We start from the raw sequence: 17,293 nt of genomic DNA, 5'->3' as shown, positions 1-17,293 counted from the left end.
GCTCCCACAGGATCGGTGGTGTTCCTTTTTATTTATGTTCGACACAAGTCCCCTGTGGGAACGGGCTTGCCCGCGAAGGCGGCCTCGAATTCGACGGACATTTCTGCCCGGGTCGGCAACCCTTCCATGTCCCCGCGGCTCTGCACCGCCCGGCTGCCAACCCAGTTGGCACGCTGCACCGCCTCGGCAAAGCTGTAGTTTTCCAGCAGCGCGCTGATCATGCCCACGGCAAAGCCATCACCGGCACCGACCGTGTCGACCACCGTTTGCACCGGTACGCCGGCGACAAAACCAGCATCCAGGTGCGTGCGGTAATAGGCGCCATGCGGCCCCAGTTTGATTGCGACCGCTTCGGCGCCCTGGTCGAGGTAGAACGCGGCAATGTCGGCCGGGTCCTCGAAACCGGTCAGCAGGCGACCTTCGCTCAGGCCCGGCAGTACCCAATGGGCAAGGGCGGCGAGGCGGTTGATCTCGCTGATCATCAGTTGCTCGCTGGCCCACAGGCCCGGACGCAGGTTCGGGTCGAACGACACGCTACGGCCGGCATCGCGCATGCGGCTCATCAATTCGAATGACATCTGCCGCGCCGTTTCCGACAGCGCCGGGGGGATGCCGGTGGCGTGCAGGTGCCGGGCAGTGAGCAATTCGGGCACGATCGAATGCGCCGACAAGTGACTGGCCGCCGAGCCACGGCGGAAGTATTCGACCATCGGGTCGCTGCCATCGTCGGTGCGCGACTTGAGTTGAAACCCGGTAGGGTGCGCGGGGTCGATGTCGACGTGGCGGCAATCCAGGCCTTCTTTCTCCAGCGTATCGATCACAAATCGGCCCAGTGAATCGGCGCCGACCCGGCTCAGCCAGGCCACCTTGAAGCCCAATCGGGACAAGCCGATGGCGACGTTGCTGTCGGCGCCGGCAATGCGTTTGTGGAAAGCGCTGACGCTGGCCAGATCGCCGGCCTGTTCGGCGACAAACATCGCCATGGTCTCGCCGAACGACAGAATATCGAACTCAGACATGAGCGTTCTCCAGCTGCGATTGGCCGAGTCGGGCGAGGGCGGTGACGTGTTCGTGGGTCAGTTGCATCAGGTCTTCACCTTGCAGTGGATATTCCACCGCCCGCATAACCCCTTGGGCCATGTGCCGCAGCAGGTGTTCCCATTGTTGCAAGTCACGGGCAGTGGGCGGGATCGCCACCTGTTTGCCGTCGGCACGACGCGCCACCGCCTTGCAGTGCACATACCCGACGTGACGTCCGAGCAGGCGTGCGGCGCAGGCGGCCGACTGGTCCTGCCAGTGCCAGTTGCCGATATCGAAGGTCATTTTGATCGGCAGGTGGTGTTGCTCGACTTCCGCGAAAAAGCGCTGGAACGGTTCGATACGACCACCGTGCAAGGTTTGGTCGTTTTCGACCAGTAACTGCACGGAGCTTTCGCCGAGCGCGCGGGCCAGGGCTTGCAGGTCGCAATTATCGGTGAAATAGCCGAGCGACACTTTCAGCCAACTGGCGCCAAACGCCTGGGTGCGCCCCAGGGCGCTGATCAGTTGCGGATTGGGTTTGGACTGCCCGGCCAGCCACAGCTCCATGGGCGAGGAATACACGCTTTGCAGACCTTGGGTCAGGGTCGCCTCGGCCAGTTGGGCAGGGTCTTCGACGGTCAGCAATTCTTCGCGCCATTCAATGTGCGTGGCGCCGGCGGCGGCCAGGACTTCGATGAAGCTGCCCTGACCGCGCTGACGGACCAGATCGGCACCGTAGCTCGACAGACTGATGGAAACGGCGGGTTTGTTCATTGTTTTTCTACCTCTGAAACCGGTTTCATTTTTGTTCAAAAAAATAGTGATCTTTAGGGCCCCATCGCGGGCAAGCCCGCTCCCACAGCGTTTTGTGTCGTCCACAAATGGTGTGTATCCCAGAGACTCCTGTGGGAGCGGGCTTGCCCGCGATGGGGCCAGAACATTCACCGCAAATTCCCAAGGGTCGACCCCCTGACAATCAATCGCGCCGCAAAATCCAGCGTCCGCACCGGCCCGTCATCCCCGCGCAAACGCTTGAGCAAACACTCGAACGCGCTCGCGCCAATTTCGGTGGTCGGTTGGGCGAGGGCGGTGATGCCGCTGCCCACCAGCGGATACCAATCCAGGTCATCAAGGGCGATCAGCCCCACGTCTTCAAACAATTTGCACTGCAATTCACGCAGGGCATGGGTGCTGGCCAGCGCCGCGATGCCGTTGGCGCAGAACAGCGCTTTGGGGCCAGGTCCGGGGCTGTCGAGAAAGGCGTTGAGTTGAGCGGTCAGATCGCTGCCGGTTTCGACCAGCGTGCCGCGAAGGGCTGGGCGTTGCGCGATGTGCGCCTTGAAGCTGGCGACCCGTTCGACGCGAGAACTGGTGCCGTCAAAAGGTTCGGTCACCAGCAACACATCGCGGTAGCCACGTTCTTCAAGGTGGGCGAGGGCCATCTCGACCGCTGCGGGATTGTCCAGGCCGACCATGTCGCTTTCCAAATGCTCGACCTTGCGGTCCACCAGCACCAGGGGCATTTCACGGTGCAATTCCAGCAACTCGTCCCGGTGATGGCCGAGGGTGTTCACGATCAGGCCCTCGATGTTGTACGAGCGCAGCAGGGCCAGGTGCTGGCGTTCCTGCTCGTCGTCGCGGTCGGTGTTGCACACCACCAGGCTGTAGCCATGCTGACGGCAGGCGGTTTCCACCCCGTGCATCACGGCGATTGAATAAGGGTTGCGGATATCGGCCACCAGCATGCCGATCAGGCGGGTACGCCCGCGTTTGAGACCACGGGCCATCTGGTTCGGGCGATAACCCAGTTCGGCAATCGCCTGTTCGATGCGCTGGGCAATGGCATCGGAAAGCAAGGCGCGGTCGTCGCCAATGAACCGCGAAACGCTGGCCTTGGAGACCTTGGCGTGTTCGGCCACGTCGAGCATGGTCACGCGGCTGCGCTGGGCGGCGGAGAAATCGTTCACGGTCTGGAACCTTCTTATTGGATTTATTAGGCTGAGCGCATGACGCTGAAACCGGTTTCAGAAGACACCAAAAGCCAATTCGCCGTCAAGCCCCGAATAGCGAATTGTCCTACAACCCACGACGAGTGGTGTTCACGCCAGCACGCTCAACCATGCCGAACCCAGCAGTAATAGCGCCATACCTCGGTTGAAGCGTTGCACTGCCGTCGCCGAACTCAACCAGTGCGAGGAGGCCGCACCGAGCAGCGCCCAGGCACTCAGGCACGGCACCGAAATCACAAAGAACGCCAGGGACAGGCAGAACACATGGACCAGCCGATTTTCGCCAACCCCGGCAAACACACTGACCACCGCCAGCGCCATCATCCAGGTCTTCGGGTTGATCCATTGCAGGCCGGCGGCGCCCCACATTCCGAGACGGGGTTCTTTGGCCTGAGCGCTGATCGCGCCGGCCGGCGCGCGGAAAATCTGCCACGCCAGATAGCTCAGCCACGCCACACCGATCCATTGCATGACGGTTTGCACGACCGGCCAGGCAGTCAACGCAGCCCCGGCCCCGGTACCCACCAACAGCACAAGGCTCGCAGCGCTTACGCAGGCGCCCAGGATGATCGGAATGGCCGCCGCCACGCCGAACCGCGCACTGTTGCTCAGCACCAGAATATTGGTCGGGCCGGGCGTGATCGAGGCGACAAAGGCAAACAGCAAGAAGGGCAGTAACGTCGGAAAAGAGGCGAACATCGCGGGCAAACTCCGGTGAAGATCAGTGAAGTTGATCTTCACAATCGCGGCGTTACCTGTCTGGAAGATTTGAGCAGCGTTTACGGTAAAGGGCCGGTGTCAGGCCGTAGGCGCGGACGAACCAGCGACCGAGATGACTCTGATCGGCGAAGCCCAGCGCCATGGCGACCGCTGCCGGTTGTTCGCCCTGGGCGAGCATTCTCCGGGCGTTGGCCAGGCGCAACTGCACAAGATAGGCATGGGGCGCGATGCCATACGCGGCCTTGAAAGCGCGGGTCAGACGGAAACGGTCGACGCCAGTGGCGGTGGCCAGTTGATCGAGGCCGATGTCGTATTGAGCGTTGGCGTGCAGGTACTCTCGCGCCTTTTGCGCAACCAAGGGCAGGCGCGGATCTTCGCCATAGCGGGTGCGCCAGTGCAGATGGCGGGTCAAGCGTTCGAGCAAACCGTCAAGGGCGGTTTGCCGGACGATTTTCAGTTCGCCGCGGTGCAAGGTTTCGAACGCCAGGCTGGTGGCCTGCGCCAGGCGCGCGTCGGTTGCCAGGGTATTGGTGAAGCCCAATTGGCCGTGGTCGGGCGCTTTCTCGAATACGGCAGCCAGTTCACGCTGCAACCACTGCGGGTCGAGGTACAGCATGCGGTAGGTAAAGCCTTCAGCCGTTGGGGCTTCGCCGTCGTGAATGTCTCCCGGTTCGAGCAAAAACACCTTCCCCGGCGTGCTTTGATGCCTGGCGCGCCGACAATTGAACTGCTGAACTCCTTGCTCGGTGACGCCCACCAGATAACTGTCATGCCAGTGCGGATCGTAGGCGTGGCCTTCGAAATGCGCGCGCAGGGTCTCGATGCCGGTGTCGGCATCCTGGGACAGATCGATCCAGTTATGAGACGTCATGCTTCACCTGTGGGACGGGTTTTCTGGCTCATTTAACGCTCGTATCGAGGGTGATGGATAGAATGTTTGTGCACTGGATATCCATTGCCTCCCCCACAAGCCGACCGCCTTAGCACAAATGCACGGTCTTGCCACTCACAGTTCTGATAGTGGTGCAGTTGACTCAGATGTTTTTTACTAACGGGACTTCATTTATGCAGGGTTCCCAAAACATGAACCAGTTTGACTCCCCTTCATCCGCCGTCGGCACTGCAACGGATGAGGTGCAAATTTGTGCTCCGGGTAATTTGAGAGGCACACGAAACGCCCCGACAACTGCCGTGTTGAGTTGGGAGGAGCCCTATTCAACCTGCAAGCGGTGCCCGAATGCCATTGGTTATGAAGTGTTCGGAGAAGGTATTCAAACAAGAAGCGTGACCCAACCGCCTGTTGAATTGACCGGGTTAAACCCAGATACCGAGTACCTGCTTTACGTCAGGGCAATGGCTGCCGGCAATAATGTTTCGCAACTCAGTCCGATGCGGTTTTTAAAATTCAAATTAGTCGCGCCCTCCAGCCCGGGCCCCCTGGATCTGAGCGATTTAACCAGCACCTCTGTAAAAGTGAGCTGGGCCGCGTCCACTGATAATGGTGGGAACATTCGCTATAGGGTTTTTTTGAACGACTTTCTCATCAAGCAGACCGCCCAACCGCATGTCTTGATTACGCACCTGCAAAATCATACTGACTATCGAGTCAAGGTACTGGCAATCAATGCCGCAGGCAGCTCCGAACCCGTTGCCACGGCCTTTAAAACCAGGCTGAGCCCACCGACCAATCTTAAGTTCAGGCACTTTAACGGGATCTGCAGGCTGGCATGGGATCCACTATTCAAAAAACGCCCGGCGCATGAAGTTTCCATTAATGGCAAAAGTTTTACGACTGCCCCTGGTCGCTGGGGCTACAACTTCAGGTTGGCGGATCTTTCTCCTGGGCCTGCTCCGCATCACTTCAAGTTTGCGGTGAGCGCCCAACTTGACGGAGACAGCTCTGAAGTGGTGACTCTGGAGGCGACAGTGGCTGACACAATCCCTCCAAGCCAGCCTGGAGCCCCCGTCGTCACTGATGTAACGGAAACCTCCGCAAAAATATCCTGGGAGCCCTCGAGCGATAATGCTGCTGTCACTGACTATCGGATTACCTTGAACGGATTTCTGGTGTTCAATAGTCCGGACACTCAAATGACCTTCAATAGTTTGAGCCCGGGTGCCTATCACTATGCTTCCGTGCGCGCCCGTGACAAGGACGGAAACCTCTCCGAACGCAGCCCGATAAGCGTATTCAAAACGGCAGGGCAGGCGCCTGTGCCTAGACCCCATGCACCGACCGTCAGTATAAGCGCACTGAGCTCCAGCTCAGCCAAGTTGGAGTGGGCATTCGCGGAAGGTGATGCGGCTTCGGGGGTAAGGATCGTGAAGGATGACGAGCACCTGAAAGACGTGCTGTTCTTACCAAGCATTCACCTCAATAACTTGATCCCGCACACGGAGTACAAGATCAGCGTCAGTGCGTTTGATATTTACGGACAGTTGTCCGAACCCACGGTCATTGTTTATGAACCCCTGGACCTCACCCCGCCCAGCGCTCCGGGAAACCTGCGCAAGATGGGTTCGACCCTTGACTCCGTCACGCTCGCCTGGGATGAATCCACCGATGACATCGGTATTTGTGATTACGTTATCTACAATAATCAGCAGTATTTTGATCGCACCCCATTGACCCATTACACTGCCGTTGACTTGCCTTCCGGCGAGTACTTATTTGAGGTGTGTGCACTGGATCTCAGCGGTAATTACTCCGTCTCCGCGTCGGTAAGGATTGAAATCGAGGGTGAATCCTGGGGCAGCGAGCTCTGAAGACGGCCACTGACCACTATCGCTTTAGCCAAACAACCCAGCGGCGATGTTGATCGAAAACCCGAGAATGGCCGTGTTGAACAGAAAACCGATCAGCGACTGCGCCAGTACGATCTTGCGCAAGTCGCGAGTCGCCACGCCCACATCGGACGTCTGCACCGCCACACCGATGGTGAAGGAGAAGTACAGGAAGTCCCAGTAATTGGGGGTGGTCAAGCCCTCGGCAAACCGCAGCGCCGGCTCTTTGCCTTCCCAGGTGTAATACAGCCGCGCGTAATGCACGCTGAAAATTACCCCGATCAGCAGCCACGAACCGAACACCGTCAACGCGGTGAAACCGTAATGCAGGAGTTTTCGGGTGGTTTCCAGCTCCTTGCTGCCCGCCAGTTCGAAGGTGATGGTCGCCAGGCTGGCAATCGCCGCAATGCACACCACGAACAGCACCAGCCCGGCGTTTTCATCTTCGATGTCGGCAATGCGTTTCACATCCGCGGCTTTGGAATTCACGACGAGCCAGGACATCAGGATCAGGTAAGTCCAGACCCCGGCATTCCAGCCGATGAGTATCTTGGTGATGACCGAATCGGCTGGAACCAGAATGCCCCCCGCGATCCCGCACGCCATGGCGGCGGAGAGGCGAGGGTGGGTGTGGGTGAGGAAGGACATGAGCACTCGATGGGTCAGGGTAGTGCCAACACCTTAGCCCAGGTGAGCACAATCTTGAAATCACCAAGATCCCTGTAGGAGCGAGCCTGCTCGCGATGCACCCAAGGGCACCGCGTTTAATCTGCAAGCACGCGCGATCGTTGGCGACCATCGGGAGCGAGCTCCCACAAGGGAGTGTGGTGTCGGTCAGTGCGGCTTGTGGCGTTTACGCACCAGCTTCATCACCACCACAAAAAACACTGGCACGAACACCACGGCAAGGGTCGCGGTGATCATCCCGCCAATCACCCCGGTCCCGATGGCCTGCTGGCTCGCCGAGCTGGCCCCGGTGGCAATCGCCAGGGGCACCACGCCGAGGATGAACGCCAGCGAAGTCATGACGATCGGCCGTAATCGCAGGCGCGCCGCTTGCAAGGTGGCGTCGATCAGCTCATGGCCTTCGTCGTACAGGCTCTTGGCGAATTCGATGATCAGGATCGCGTTCTTCGCCGACAGGCCGATGATGGTGATCAGCCCGACCTTGAAGAACACATCGTTGGGCATGCCGCGCAAGGTCACCGCCAGCACCGCGCCAAGCACGCCCAATGGCACCACCAGCAGCACCGAGGTCGGGATCGACCAGCTCTCGTAGAGCGCCGCCAGGCACAGGAAAACGATCAGCAACGACAAACCGAGCAGGATCGGCGCCTGGCTGCCGGAAAGACGTTCCTGCAACGACAACCCGGTCCATTCCTGGCCCAATCCTGCCGGGCCCAACGCGACCAGCCGTTCGATCTCCGCCATGGCTTCACCCGTGCTGTGGCCGGGTTTCGGTTCGCCGGAAATCGCGATCGCCGGGTAGCCGTTGTAGCGGGTCAACTGCGCCGGGCCCTGGGTCCATTTGGCCTGGACGAACGCCGACAGCGGCACCATATCGCCTGCGTTGTTGCGCACATGAATCTTCAGCAGATCGTCGACCTGACTGCGTTGGTCGCCTTCAGCCTGCACCACCACCCGTTGCATCCGCCCCTGATTGGGGAAGTCGTTGATGTAGGTCGAGCCGACGGCGGTGGACAGCACGCTGCCAATGTCGGCAAAGGACACGCCCAGGGCATTCGCCTGTTTGCGGTCGACGACCAGTTGCACTTGCGGTGCTTCCGCCAGGGCGCTTTCGCGCACGTTCATCAGGATCGGACTTTTTTCGGCGGCGGCCAGCAATTCAGTACGGGCGCGCATCAGCGTGGCGTGACCGAGACCACCGCGATCCTGCAGGCGGAATTCGAAACCGCTGGAGGTGCCGAGGCCGTCGACCGGCGGCGGCAGCACCGAGAAGGCCATGGCGTCCTTGATCTCGCTGAGGGCGATGTTGGCGCGGTCGGCGATCGAACTCGCCGAATCGTCGCTGCCTCGATGCGACCAGTCCGTGAGCGTGGAAAACGCCAGCGCGGCATTCTGTCCACTGCCGGAAAAGCTGAAACCGAGAATCACCACGCTGTCACCGATACCGGGTTCGCCGGCATTGTGCGCCTCGATCAGCTCGGCCACTTGCACCGTACGATTCTTGGTGGCGCCTGGCGGTAATTGAATGTCGGTGATGGTGTAGCCCTGATCTTCCACCGGCAGGAAGGAGGAGGGCAAACGACTGAAGCAAACCCCCAGGCCGATCAACAGCACACCGTAGATCAACAGGTAACGGCCGCTGCGCTTCAACGCATAGGCGACCCAACTCTGATAACGGTCCGTGAGTCGCTCGAAACGGCGGTTGAACCAGCCAAAGAACCCGCCTTTCTCGTGATGCTCACCCTTGGCAATCGGCTTCAACAGCGTCGCGCACAACGCCGGGGTCAAGGTCAGGGCGAGGAACGCCGAGAACAGGATCGAAGTGGCCATCGACAGCGAGAACTGGCGGTAAATCACCCCGACCGAGCCCTGCATGAACGCCATTGGAATGAACACTGCAACCAGCACCAGGGTGATGCCGATGATCGCGCCGGTGATCTGCTTCATCGCCTTGCGCGTCGCTTCCTTGGGCGACAGGCCTTCAGTGGCCATGATTCGCTCGACGTTTTCCACCACCACAATCGCGTCGTCCACCAGAATGCCGATGGCCAGCACCATGCCAAACATGGTCAGCACATTGATCGAGAAACCCAGCGCCAGCATGGTCGCAAAGGTGCCCATCAGCGCCACCGGCACCACCAGCGTCGGGATCAGCGTGTAGCGGATGTTCTGCAGGAACAGGAACATCACCGCAAACACCAGCAGCATCGCCTCGCCCAGGGTGTAGACCACTTTGGTGATCGAGACTTTGACAAACGGCGACGTGTCGTACGGAATCTTGTATTGCACCCCGGCCGGGAAGTAGCGCGACAGTTCATCCATCTTCGCCCTCACCAGCGTCGCGGTGCTCAGGGCGTTGGCGCCGGGCGACAATTGTACGCCGACGGCGGTCGACGGCTTGCCGTTCAGGCGCGTGGAAAACTGATAGTCCTGGCTGCCGATCTCGACCCTGGCGACATCGCCGATGCGCACCGTGGAGCCATCGGGATTGGCCTTGAGTACGATATCGGCGAATTCCTCAGGCGTAGACAATTGGCCCTTGACCAGAATGGTCGCGGTGATTTCCTGGGTGCCGCGGCTCGGCAAATCGCCGATGCTGCCTGCCGAGACCTGGGCGTTTTGCGCCACGATGGCGGCATTGACGTCGGCGGGCGTGAGGTTGAAACCGAGCAGTTTCTGCGGGTCGATCCAGATGCGCATCGCCCGTTCGGCGCCGTACAGCTGTGCCTTGCCGACGCCGTCCAGACGCTTGATCTCGTTCATCACGTTGCGCGCCAGGTAATCGCTGAGCGCCACATCGTCGAGCTTGCCGTCACTGGAGGTCAGGGTGATCAACAGCAGGAAGCCGGCAGAGACTTTCTCCACCTGCAAGCCTTGCTGGGTCACCGCTTGTGGCAGGCGCGATTCCACAACCTTCAAGCGGTTCTGCACATCCACCTGGGCCATTTCCGGATCGGTGCCGGGCTGGAACGTCGCCTTGATCGTGGCACTGCCCAGACTGCTTTGGGATTCGAAATACAGCAGGTGGTCAGCGCCATTGAGTTCTTCCTCGATCAGGCTGACCACGCTCTCGTCCACGGTCTGTGCCGAAGCGCCGGGGTACACGGCATAGATTTCGATCTGCGGCGGCGCGACGTCAGGGTACTGCGCCACCGGCAACTGAGGTATGGCCAGGGCACCGGCCAGCAGGATGAACAACGCGACCACCCAGGCAAACACCGGGCGGTCGATAAAGAACTGCGGCATAAACAAGCGTCCTGCTTACTGGCCAGAAACCTGGGCGAGTGGAAGAGGGGTGTCGTCGATCTGCACTTTTTCGCCGGGGCGGGCGTGTTGCAGGCCTTCGACGACGATGCGGTCGCCGGGTTTTAGGCCGCCGGTGACGACCCAGCGATCGTTCTGCACTGGGCCCAGTTCGACCGATTGCTGGCCCACCCGCTGTTGGTCGTCGAGCAGCAGCACCTGCGCCACCCCGGCGCTGTCACGCTGGATCGCCCGCTGCGGCACGCTGATGCCTTGCTGATTGACGGCTTGTTCCAGGCGCACGCGCACGAAACTGCCCGGCAGCAAGTCGAGGTCCGGGTTGGGGAATTCGCTGCGCAGGATGATCTGCCCGGTGCCTGGATCGACCGTGATGTCGGTGAACAGCAGCTTGCCCGGCAACGGGTACAGGCTGCCGTCGTCCTGGATCAGCGTGGCCTTGGCCTGCCCTTGACCCACTTCCTTCAACTGACCGGTACGGAACGCCCGGCGTAGGTCATTGAGTTCGCGGGTCGACTGGGTGAGGTCGGCGTGGATCGGGTTCAGTTGCTGGATCAGTGCCAGCGGCGTGGTTTCGCTCTGCCCCACCAGCGCGCCTTCGGTGACCAGGGCACGACCGATGCGCCCGGAGATCGGCGCGGTGACGGTGGCGTAACCCAGGTTGAGGCTTGCCCGGTCGACCGCCGCCTTGTTGGCCGCGACATCGGCTGCGGTTTGCCGCACGGCGGCGCGCGCGTTGTCGTAGTCCTGACCGCTGATGGCCTTGTCGTCGATCAACTGGGCGTAGCGCTGCTCTTGCAGTCTGGCTTGATACGCATTGGCCTCCGCCTTGCGCAACGCCGCTTCGGCGCTTTCCAGGTCGGCCTTGAACGGGGCCGGGTCGATGCGAAACAGCACATCGCCTTTTTTCACGTCGCTGCCTTCGCGGAAGGTCCGTTGCAACACCACGCCGGCCACCCGCGCTCGCACTTCGGCGATGCGTGGCGCCACGATCCGCCCGCTCAGTTCGCTGCTGATCGACAGCGGTCGGGCTTCAATGGTTTCGATGCGCACGGTGGCCAACGGCGCCTGTTCTTCGGCGTTGGAGGACTTCTCGCACGCGCTGAGCGTCAACGCCAGCACTACAAGACTGAGCCTGGCAAGCAGATGTTTAGACATGAATGACCCCAATAATGACCCCCAGCATCCTACTGGGCGGCGGCGAGGGTAGCGGTGAAGCTTTGTAGGCGCTGTGTGAAATTGTGTAAGGGTTTTACTCAGGTGTGGGCGGGGGCGTATATCCTGCAAGTCTTGAATTTTATTGCGACTGTGAGGCCGCCTTCTCGGGCAAGCCCGCTCCCACAGTGGTCGGTGGTGTTCACATAATCTGTGTTCACATCAGATCCCTGTGGGAGCGGGCTTGCCCGCGAAGAGGCCGGAACAGGCGCCACAGCACTTTCTGGAACACCCCCATGCCCAACATCCTCCTGGTCGAAGACGACACCGCACTCGCCGAGCTGATTGCCAGCTACCTGGAACGCAACGGCTACTCCGTCAGCGTGATCAGCCGTGGTGATCATGTGCGCGAACGGGCGCGGCTCAATCCGCCGGACCTGGTGATCCTCGACCTGATGCTGCCGGGGCTCGACGGGCTGCAAGTGTGCCGCCTGTTGCGCGCCGATTCGGCGAGCCTGCCGATCCTGATGCTCACCGCCCGCGACGACAGCCACGATCAGGTGCTGGGCCTGGAAATGGGTGCTGACGACTACGTCACCAAACCCTGCGAGCCTCGCGTATTGCTGGCCCGGGTACGTACCTTGCTGCGGCGCAGCAGCCTCAGCGAACCACAGACCGCCAACGACCGGATCCTCATGGGCAACCTGTGCATCGACCTGTCCGAGCGCACCGTGACCTGGCGCGAACAATTGGTCGAACTGTCCAGCGGCGAGTACAACCTGCTGGTGGTGCTGGCCCGGCATGCCGGCGAAGTATTGAGCCGCGACCAGATTCTGCAACGGCTGCGCGGCATCGAGTTCAACGGTACTGACCGTTCGGTGGACGTGGCGATCTCCAAGCTGCGACGCAAGTTTGACGACCACGCTGGCGAAGCGCGCAAGATCAAGACCGTGTGGGGCAAGGGCTATCTGTTCAGCCGTTCCGAGTGGGAATGCTGAGCCGATGTTCAGAATCCTATTTCGCCTTTACCTGGTGACCATTGTCTCGTTCAGCGCCGCCATTTATCTGGTGCCGGACCTGGTGATCAAGGTCTTCCAGGAGCGCTTTATCAGCTACAACCTCGATTATTCCCGAGGGCTGCAAACCCTTATGGTCAAGCAGTTCAAAGCGGTTCCGGTCGATCGGTGGCCAGCCCTGGCGGCCGAAATGGACGAGGACTTCCGACCGCTGCACATCGTACTCAGCGCGATCGACGATCCCGGTTTGTCCCTCGACGAGCAGCAACGTTTGCAGCGCGGTGAAAACGTGGTGCGTGTCGGCGACTGGGGTTGGCGCACCCTGGCGGTGGCGCCGCTGAATGAGCGCACCGTGGTGCAAATGGTGGTGCCGCCGGACCCGCTGGACGTCAACCTGCTGTACTGGAGCATCAACGTGCTGATCGGCGCGACCATGCTCGCGTGCCTGTTGCTGTGGCTGCGCCCGCACTGGCGTGACCTGGAGCGCCTGAAACGTGCGGCAGAACGCTTCGGCAAGGGCCACTTGAGCGAGCGCACGCAGATTGCGGCCAGTTCCAACATCGGCAGTCTGGCGAACGTCTTCGACACCATGGCCGGCGATATCGAAAACCTGCTGAATCAGCAGCGAGACCTGCTCAACGCGGTGTCCCACGAATTGCGCACGCCGTTGACGCGACTGGATTTCGGCCTGGCCCTGGCCCTGTCCGACGACCTGCCGGCCACCAGCCGCGAACGTCTGCAAGGGCTGGTCGACCACATCCGCGAACTCGATGAATTGGTGCTGGAACTGCTGTCCTACAGCCGCTTGCAGAATCCGGCGCGGGTGCCGGAGCAGGTCCAGGTGTCGCTGGATGAATTCATCGACAGCATTCTGGGCAGTGTCGATGAAGAGCAATCACCGGACATCGTCATCGATGTGCTGCTGCACGGCCAGCTGGAACGCTTCAGCCTTGACCCGCGCCTGACCGCTCGTGCCCTGCAGAACCTGCTGCGCAACGCGATGCGCTACTGTGAAAAACGCATTCAGATTGGCGTGCAGGTGTGTCCCCAAGGCTGTGAGATCTGGGTCGACGACGACGGCATCGGCATTCCGGATGATCAGCGTGAACGGATTTTCGAGCCGTTCTATCGGCTCGATCGCAGTCGTGATCGCGCCACGGGCGGGTTTGGCCTGGGGCTGGCGATCAGTCGTCGGGCACTGGAGGCGCAGGGCGGTACCTTGACGGTCGAAGCATCGCCGCTGAGCGGGGCGCGATTCCGCTTGTGGTTGCCGACGCCGGCGTGACACGACAGCCGAACTGTCATTCCTGACAGTAGTCACCCACGCGAATTCGGCGTTTCATTGAAAACACGCAGTCAAGCTGTCGCGCCACCCACGTATGACCGGAGGCGAGTGATGGGAACACCCACAATAAAAACAACGGGCAACGGTACGATCAACGCCATCAGGCACGTCTGGATCGATTCGACACCGACCCGGTTCGCGATGATCCTGCCGGATGACGGCCATTCCAGACTGGCCGTGCGCATAAGCCCCCATCTTACGGTCGATGGCCGCGACTGTTTTCAAGTGGGCGACAAGGTCAAATACACCGTGCTGACGGGGCCGACGGGAGAGTTCCCAAGGGTGCAGGACCTGGCGAAGTCCGCCGACACCAACACGGTCTGACAGGCCGCCGCCCTGTGGCGAGCTCGCTCCCTCGCCACAGAGATCCGTGCAGTCAGGCGCTTAATCGGCTGCGTAGCGTCGTGGCCATCGCCTCGAGTTCTGCCGCCGGGTTATGCCCGATCAGCATCCAGGCGTGGTGCATGTCCGACCAATAGACAATGTTCAACCCGTGCCGACGTTCCCGGGCGACCTGTCGGATGCCGGTGCTGGAAAGGGTGATGCACAGCGCAAGCGGGCCATGGACCGGGTCCAGGTAGGTGATCTGGGCGATCGGCACGTCATCGTATTCAAGGATTTGTGCGCGCTTGAGTTCAATCCTGGGCAAGCTCAACTGCGCGGGTGCGAGTTTCAGGCCCAGATGTTCATCAAGGGTCTGCAACTGCGCGCGCTGAGTGGTTTCATCGCTGGGTAGATGGTCCAGGGTCTGCGGCACGTAGAGCGCCATATAGTCGGCCACCAGCCCGCGCCAGTTGCTGGTTTGCTGACTTTCCTGCCAGCCCAGGAACAGGCGATCCGCCAGCACGCCACCGGCCAACAGCCCGGCCGCTGCCGCCAGGAACCAGCGACGGCTGAGCGGTGGACGGGCCGGCGAGGGCAAGGTGTCGAGCATCGCTTGCAGGCGATCCACGGGGGCCTGCCGATTCAATTGATTGAACGCTTCCTTGAATGGCAGGCTGCTGCGATCCAGCCATTGCAGGCGCAGGCCGATCATCGGGTCTTCGGCAATGGCCGCGTCGATGCGTGCCCGCTGTTCGGTATCGAGCTGGTCATCCAGGTACGCCACCAGTTGCTCATCCGAGAGTTTCGCGTTCATCGACGTTCTCCGCTGGAAGGGTTCGGCACGGATTGCAACGGCGGGTATTCGGCGAGTTTCACCCGGGCCGCTGCCAGGCGACTCATGACCGTGCCGATGGGGACTTGCAACACTTCGGCGACCTCGCGATAGGACAGACCCTCGACATAGGCCAGAAACACCGTTTCCCGTTGCGCCTCGGGCAGCGCATCGACACGGCGAATGACCTGCGACGCCAGCACATGGGTCTGCGCCACGTGCTCTCCGTCAAACGACAAGGCAGTGTCGGTATCGACTGTCCCTTGCCCCTGACGCACCCGCCGCGCGCGTACTTCGTTGATCCAGATCGAATGCAGGATGCTCATCAGCCAGCGGTCCATCCGCGTCCCCGGTTCGTATTGCCCGGCCCGTTCCAGTGCGCGCACGCAAGTGGCCTGCACCAGGTCTTCGGCGACATGCCGTTGTCGGGACAGCAGCAGGCCGTAGCGCCACAAACGCGCCAGGTGCTGGCTCAGCTCTGCCCGTATTGCCTGATTGCTGGCGATGGCGACCTCCGTCCGTTCAGGGAGTCAGGTTTTCGATGAATCGTTGATGACTTCGGCCAGGTCCCGGTATTCCTCGCAGGCGCTGTTGCCGCAAATCGATTTGATCTGTTGCAACTGTTCTTGGGCCAGGTCCAGCCGGCCTTTGACCACATAGGCTTCGCCGAGGTACTCGCGGACCTTCGCGTACTGCGGGTCGAGTTTGACCGATTGCAAGTAGTAACCGATACCTTCGTCGGTGCGCCCCAGTTTACGCGTGGCGTAGCCGCGATAGTTTAACGCCTTGGCGGTGTTGGGGTCTTTGAGCGTATCCAGCAATGCCAGCGCTTCTTCGTAGCGATTGTCCTTGGCCAATTGGTAAGCGTAATCGGTGCGGTCGGCGTCAGACAGCGCTTTACTGGTTTGCAGGACGCATTTTTGCGTTTTTTTATCTAAAACCTGGCCTCGAGGGCATTCGGGCTTGGCGGGGGAGTCGTCATCGCCGTGGGCCAGCGCCAGGGAACTGGTGAGCGCGGTGGCAATCAACAGCGGTGCGATGAACACTGAAAAACGGCTATTCATGGACAATGCTCCACAGGAATCAGGGTCGGGACATCGAACAGGCCGAATATGTCGAATTGCTCTGCCAGTGCCCGTCACAAGGTAAACACTGCAGGGTGAACAATTATTCATTCCGTTGCGGGGTTCTTTGCAAGAAAGGCTCACATCGAGGGGTTATGTCCCCATGCGGTCCCGCTTTTGGCCGAACCGCTGCCTTACTGCCCACCGCACTGCCTTGTTATAGTTCGAGCCTCTTTTTGGCCCGTTAAAGGATCACTGGCATGTCCCAATACACCGCATTCAACGTCGAACTGGTCGATAAAATCGCCCATGTGCAGATCAACCGCCCGGAAAAGATCAACTCGATGAATGCTGCGTTCTGGAGCGAAATCGTCGAGATCTTCCAGTGGATCGACGACACCGACGAGGTGCGAGTGGTGGTCCTCAGTGGCGCCGGCAAGCATTTTTCCTCGGGCATCGACCTGATGATGCTGGCGGGCGTAGCCAATGAACTGGGCAAGGATGTCGGCCGCAACGCGCGCCTGTTGCGGCGCAAGATTCTCAATCTGCAAGCGTCGTTCAATGCCGTCGACAACTGCCGCAAACCGGTACTGGCCGCCATTCAAGGCTACTGCCTGGGCGGTGCCATTGACCTGATCGCTGCTTGCGACATGCGCTACGCCGCCGAAGATGCCCAGTTCTCGATCAAGGAAATCGACATCGGCATGGCCGCTGACGTCGGCACGCTGCAACGCTTGCCGCGAATCATCGGTGACGGCATGCTGCGCGAACTGGCTTACACTGGTCGCACCTTTGGTGCCGAAGAGGCGCGGGGCATGGGCCTGGTCAATCGCGTTTACAGCGACAACGCCAGCCTGCTTGATGGCGTCATGGGCATTGCCCGCGAGATTGCCAGCAAGTCGCCGATTGCCGTCACCGGCACCAAGGAAATGATCAGCTACATGCGCGATCACCGCATCGATGATGGCCTGGAATACGTCGCCACCTGGAACGCCGCCATGTTGCAATCCACTGACTTGCGCGTGGCCATGGCCGCCCATATGAGCAAACAGAAACCCGAATTTCTGGATTGATTG

Annotated in this window: 16 protein-coding genes; 5 read left to right on the top strand and 11 right to left on the bottom strand. The window is 60.7% G+C overall.

The window, feature by feature from the left end; all coding sequences use genetic code 11:
* Positions 1–32: 32 nt before the first annotated feature.
* The 5 genes from GQ39_RS10040 to GQ39_RS10020 form a co-directional block, all read right to left on the bottom strand.
* Entirely contained in the window at positions 33–1,019 is a 987-nt protein-coding gene (locus GQ39_RS10040) for a sugar kinase (protein WP_047529391.1), read from the bottom strand.
* Complete coding sequence (locus GQ39_RS10035) at positions 1,012–1,794, bottom strand: sugar phosphate isomerase/epimerase family protein (RefSeq protein ID WP_047529389.1); 783 nt, start codon at positions 1,792–1,794, stop codon at positions 1,012–1,014. Before GQ39_RS10035 ends, GQ39_RS10040 begins: the two co-directional genes overlap by 8 nt.
* Before the next feature lie 167 nt (positions 1,795–1,961).
* On the bottom strand, positions 1,962–2,987 hold the full coding sequence (locus tag GQ39_RS10030; protein WP_047529387.1) for a LacI family DNA-binding transcriptional regulator: 1,026 nt from the start codon (positions 2,985–2,987) through the stop codon (positions 1,962–1,964).
* A gap of 132 nt (positions 2,988–3,119) precedes the next feature.
* Positions 3,120–3,728, bottom strand: coding sequence for a LysE family translocator (locus GQ39_RS10025; protein WP_047529385.1), 609 nt, complete (start codon positions 3,726–3,728; stop codon positions 3,120–3,122).
* 52 nt (positions 3,729–3,780) lie between these two features.
* Positions 3,781–4,620: an AraC family transcriptional regulator gene (locus tag GQ39_RS10020; protein WP_047529383.1), complete on the bottom strand. Its 840-nt coding sequence runs from the start codon at positions 4,618–4,620 to the stop codon at positions 3,781–3,783.
* Between the two features lie 212 nt (positions 4,621–4,832).
* Here GQ39_RS10020 and GQ39_RS10015 point away from each other — a divergent pair, with 212 nt between their 5' ends.
* Positions 4,833–6,515, top strand: a complete 1,683-nt coding sequence (locus tag GQ39_RS10015; RefSeq protein WP_161793926.1) for a fibronectin type III domain-containing protein — start codon at positions 4,833–4,835, stop codon at positions 6,513–6,515.
* Positions 6,516–6,539: 24 nt separating this feature from the next.
* On the opposite strand, the gene GQ39_RS10010 is transcribed toward GQ39_RS10015, so the two are convergent.
* The 3 genes from GQ39_RS10010 to GQ39_RS10000 all read right to left on the bottom strand — a co-directional run bounded on the left by GQ39_RS10010 (position 6,540) and on the right by GQ39_RS10000 (position 11,639).
* The gene (locus GQ39_RS10010) at positions 6,540–7,181 is read right to left on the bottom strand and encodes a DUF1345 domain-containing protein (RefSeq protein ID WP_047529379.1); all 642 of its coding nucleotides are present in this window, start codon (positions 7,179–7,181) and stop codon (positions 6,540–6,542) included.
* Positions 7,182–7,367: 186 nt separating this feature from the next.
* Positions 7,368–10,466, bottom strand: a complete 3,099-nt coding sequence (locus tag GQ39_RS10005) for an efflux RND transporter permease subunit (protein ID WP_047529377.1) — start codon at positions 10,464–10,466, stop codon at positions 7,368–7,370.
* Positions 10,467–10,481: 15 nt separating this feature from the next.
* A complete protein-coding gene (locus tag GQ39_RS10000; protein WP_047529375.1) occupies positions 10,482–11,639 on the bottom strand; it encodes an efflux RND transporter periplasmic adaptor subunit in 1,158 nt (385 codons plus the stop codon).
* Between the two features lie 293 nt (positions 11,640–11,932).
* Here GQ39_RS10000 and GQ39_RS09995 point away from each other — a divergent pair, with 293 nt between their 5' ends.
* The 3 genes from GQ39_RS09995 (at position 11,933) to GQ39_RS09985 (ending at position 14,321) form a co-directional block, all read left to right on the top strand.
* The gene (locus GQ39_RS09995) at positions 11,933–12,634 is read left to right on the top strand and encodes a response regulator transcription factor (protein ID WP_047529373.1); all 702 of its coding nucleotides are present in this window, start codon (positions 11,933–11,935) and stop codon (positions 12,632–12,634) included.
* A gap of 4 nt (positions 12,635–12,638) precedes the next feature.
* On the top strand, positions 12,639–13,937 hold the full coding sequence (locus tag GQ39_RS09990; protein ID WP_047529371.1) for an ATP-binding protein: 1,299 nt from the start codon (positions 12,639–12,641) through the stop codon (positions 13,935–13,937).
* A gap of 111 nt (positions 13,938–14,048) precedes the next feature.
* Complete coding sequence (locus tag GQ39_RS09985) at positions 14,049–14,321, top strand: hypothetical protein (RefSeq protein ID WP_047529368.1); 273 nt, start codon at positions 14,049–14,051, stop codon at positions 14,319–14,321.
* A gap of 52 nt (positions 14,322–14,373) precedes the next feature.
* Here the strand turns inward: GQ39_RS09985 and GQ39_RS09980 are convergent, their stop codons facing one another.
* The 3 genes from GQ39_RS09980 to GQ39_RS09970 all read right to left on the bottom strand — a co-directional run bounded on the left by GQ39_RS09980 (position 14,374) and on the right by GQ39_RS09970 (position 16,217).
* The gene (locus GQ39_RS09980; RefSeq protein ID WP_047529367.1) at positions 14,374–15,135 is read right to left on the bottom strand and encodes an anti-sigma factor family protein; all 762 of its coding nucleotides are present in this window, start codon (positions 15,133–15,135) and stop codon (positions 14,374–14,376) included.
* Entirely contained in the window at positions 15,132–15,617 is a 486-nt protein-coding gene (locus GQ39_RS09975) for an RNA polymerase sigma factor (RefSeq protein ID WP_047529365.1), read from the bottom strand. Before GQ39_RS09975 ends, GQ39_RS09980 begins: the two co-directional genes overlap by 4 nt.
* 66 nt (positions 15,618–15,683) lie before the next feature.
* Positions 15,684–16,217: a tetratricopeptide repeat protein gene (locus tag GQ39_RS09970; RefSeq protein WP_047529363.1), complete on the bottom strand. Its 534-nt coding sequence runs from the start codon at positions 16,215–16,217 to the stop codon at positions 15,684–15,686.
* A 260-nt stretch (positions 16,218–16,477) separates the two neighbouring features.
* Here GQ39_RS09970 and GQ39_RS09965 point away from each other — a divergent pair, with 260 nt between their 5' ends.
* Positions 16,478–17,290, top strand: coding sequence for a crotonase/enoyl-CoA hydratase family protein (locus GQ39_RS09965; protein WP_047529361.1), 813 nt, complete (start codon positions 16,478–16,480; stop codon positions 17,288–17,290).
* Positions 17,291–17,293: the final 3 nt, after the last annotated feature.

Origin of the sequence: Pseudomonas sp. 11/12A, from assembly GCF_000800055.1 — a bacterium.
Lineage (GTDB): Bacteria > Pseudomonadota > Gammaproteobacteria > Pseudomonadales > Pseudomonadaceae > Aquipseudomonas > Aquipseudomonas mohnii.
Note: the sequence above shows the minus strand (reverse complement) of the source record. Positions and strands in the feature narration are given on the sequence as shown.

Bases quoted from the DNA above. Each gene is read 5' to 3' on its own strand.
- GQ39_RS10015 (WP_161793926.1), top strand. From the start codon at position 4,833: ATGAACCAGTTTGACTCCCCTTCATCCGCCGTCGGCACTGCAACGGAT.
- GQ39_RS10040 (WP_047529391.1), bottom strand. From the start codon at position 1,019: ATGTCTGAGTTCGATATTCTGTCGTTCGGCGAGACCATGGCGATGTTT.
- GQ39_RS09990 (WP_047529371.1), top strand. From the start codon at position 12,639: ATGTTCAGAATCCTATTTCGCCTTTACCTGGTGACCATTGTCTCGTTC.
- GQ39_RS10000 (WP_047529375.1), bottom strand. From the start codon at position 11,639: ATGTCTAAACATCTGCTTGCCAGGCTCAGTCTTGTAGTGCTGGCGTTG.
- GQ39_RS09970 (WP_047529363.1), bottom strand. From the start codon at position 16,217: ATGAATAGCCGTTTTTCAGTGTTCATCGCACCGCTGTTGATTGCCACC.
- GQ39_RS10035 (WP_047529389.1), bottom strand. From the start codon at position 1,794: ATGAACAAACCCGCCGTTTCCATCAGTCTGTCGAGCTACGGTGCCGAT.
- GQ39_RS09965 (WP_047529361.1), top strand. From the start codon at position 16,478: ATGTCCCAATACACCGCATTCAACGTCGAACTGGTCGATAAAATCGCC.
- GQ39_RS09985 (WP_047529368.1), top strand. From the start codon at position 14,049: ATGGGAACACCCACAATAAAAACAACGGGCAACGGTACGATCAACGCC.
- GQ39_RS10010 (WP_047529379.1), bottom strand. From the start codon at position 7,181: ATGTCCTTCCTCACCCACACCCACCCTCGCCTCTCCGCCGCCATGGCG.
- GQ39_RS10005 (WP_047529377.1), bottom strand. From the start codon at position 10,466: ATGCCGCAGTTCTTTATCGACCGCCCGGTGTTTGCCTGGGTGGTCGCG.
- GQ39_RS10025 (WP_047529385.1), bottom strand. From the start codon at position 3,728: ATGTTCGCCTCTTTTCCGACGTTACTGCCCTTCTTGCTGTTTGCCTTT.
- GQ39_RS09980 (WP_047529367.1), bottom strand. From the start codon at position 15,135: ATGAACGCGAAACTCTCGGATGAGCAACTGGTGGCGTACCTGGATGAC.
- GQ39_RS09995 (WP_047529373.1), top strand. From the start codon at position 11,933: ATGCCCAACATCCTCCTGGTCGAAGACGACACCGCACTCGCCGAGCTG.
- GQ39_RS10020 (WP_047529383.1), bottom strand. From the start codon at position 4,620: ATGACGTCTCATAACTGGATCGATCTGTCCCAGGATGCCGACACCGGC.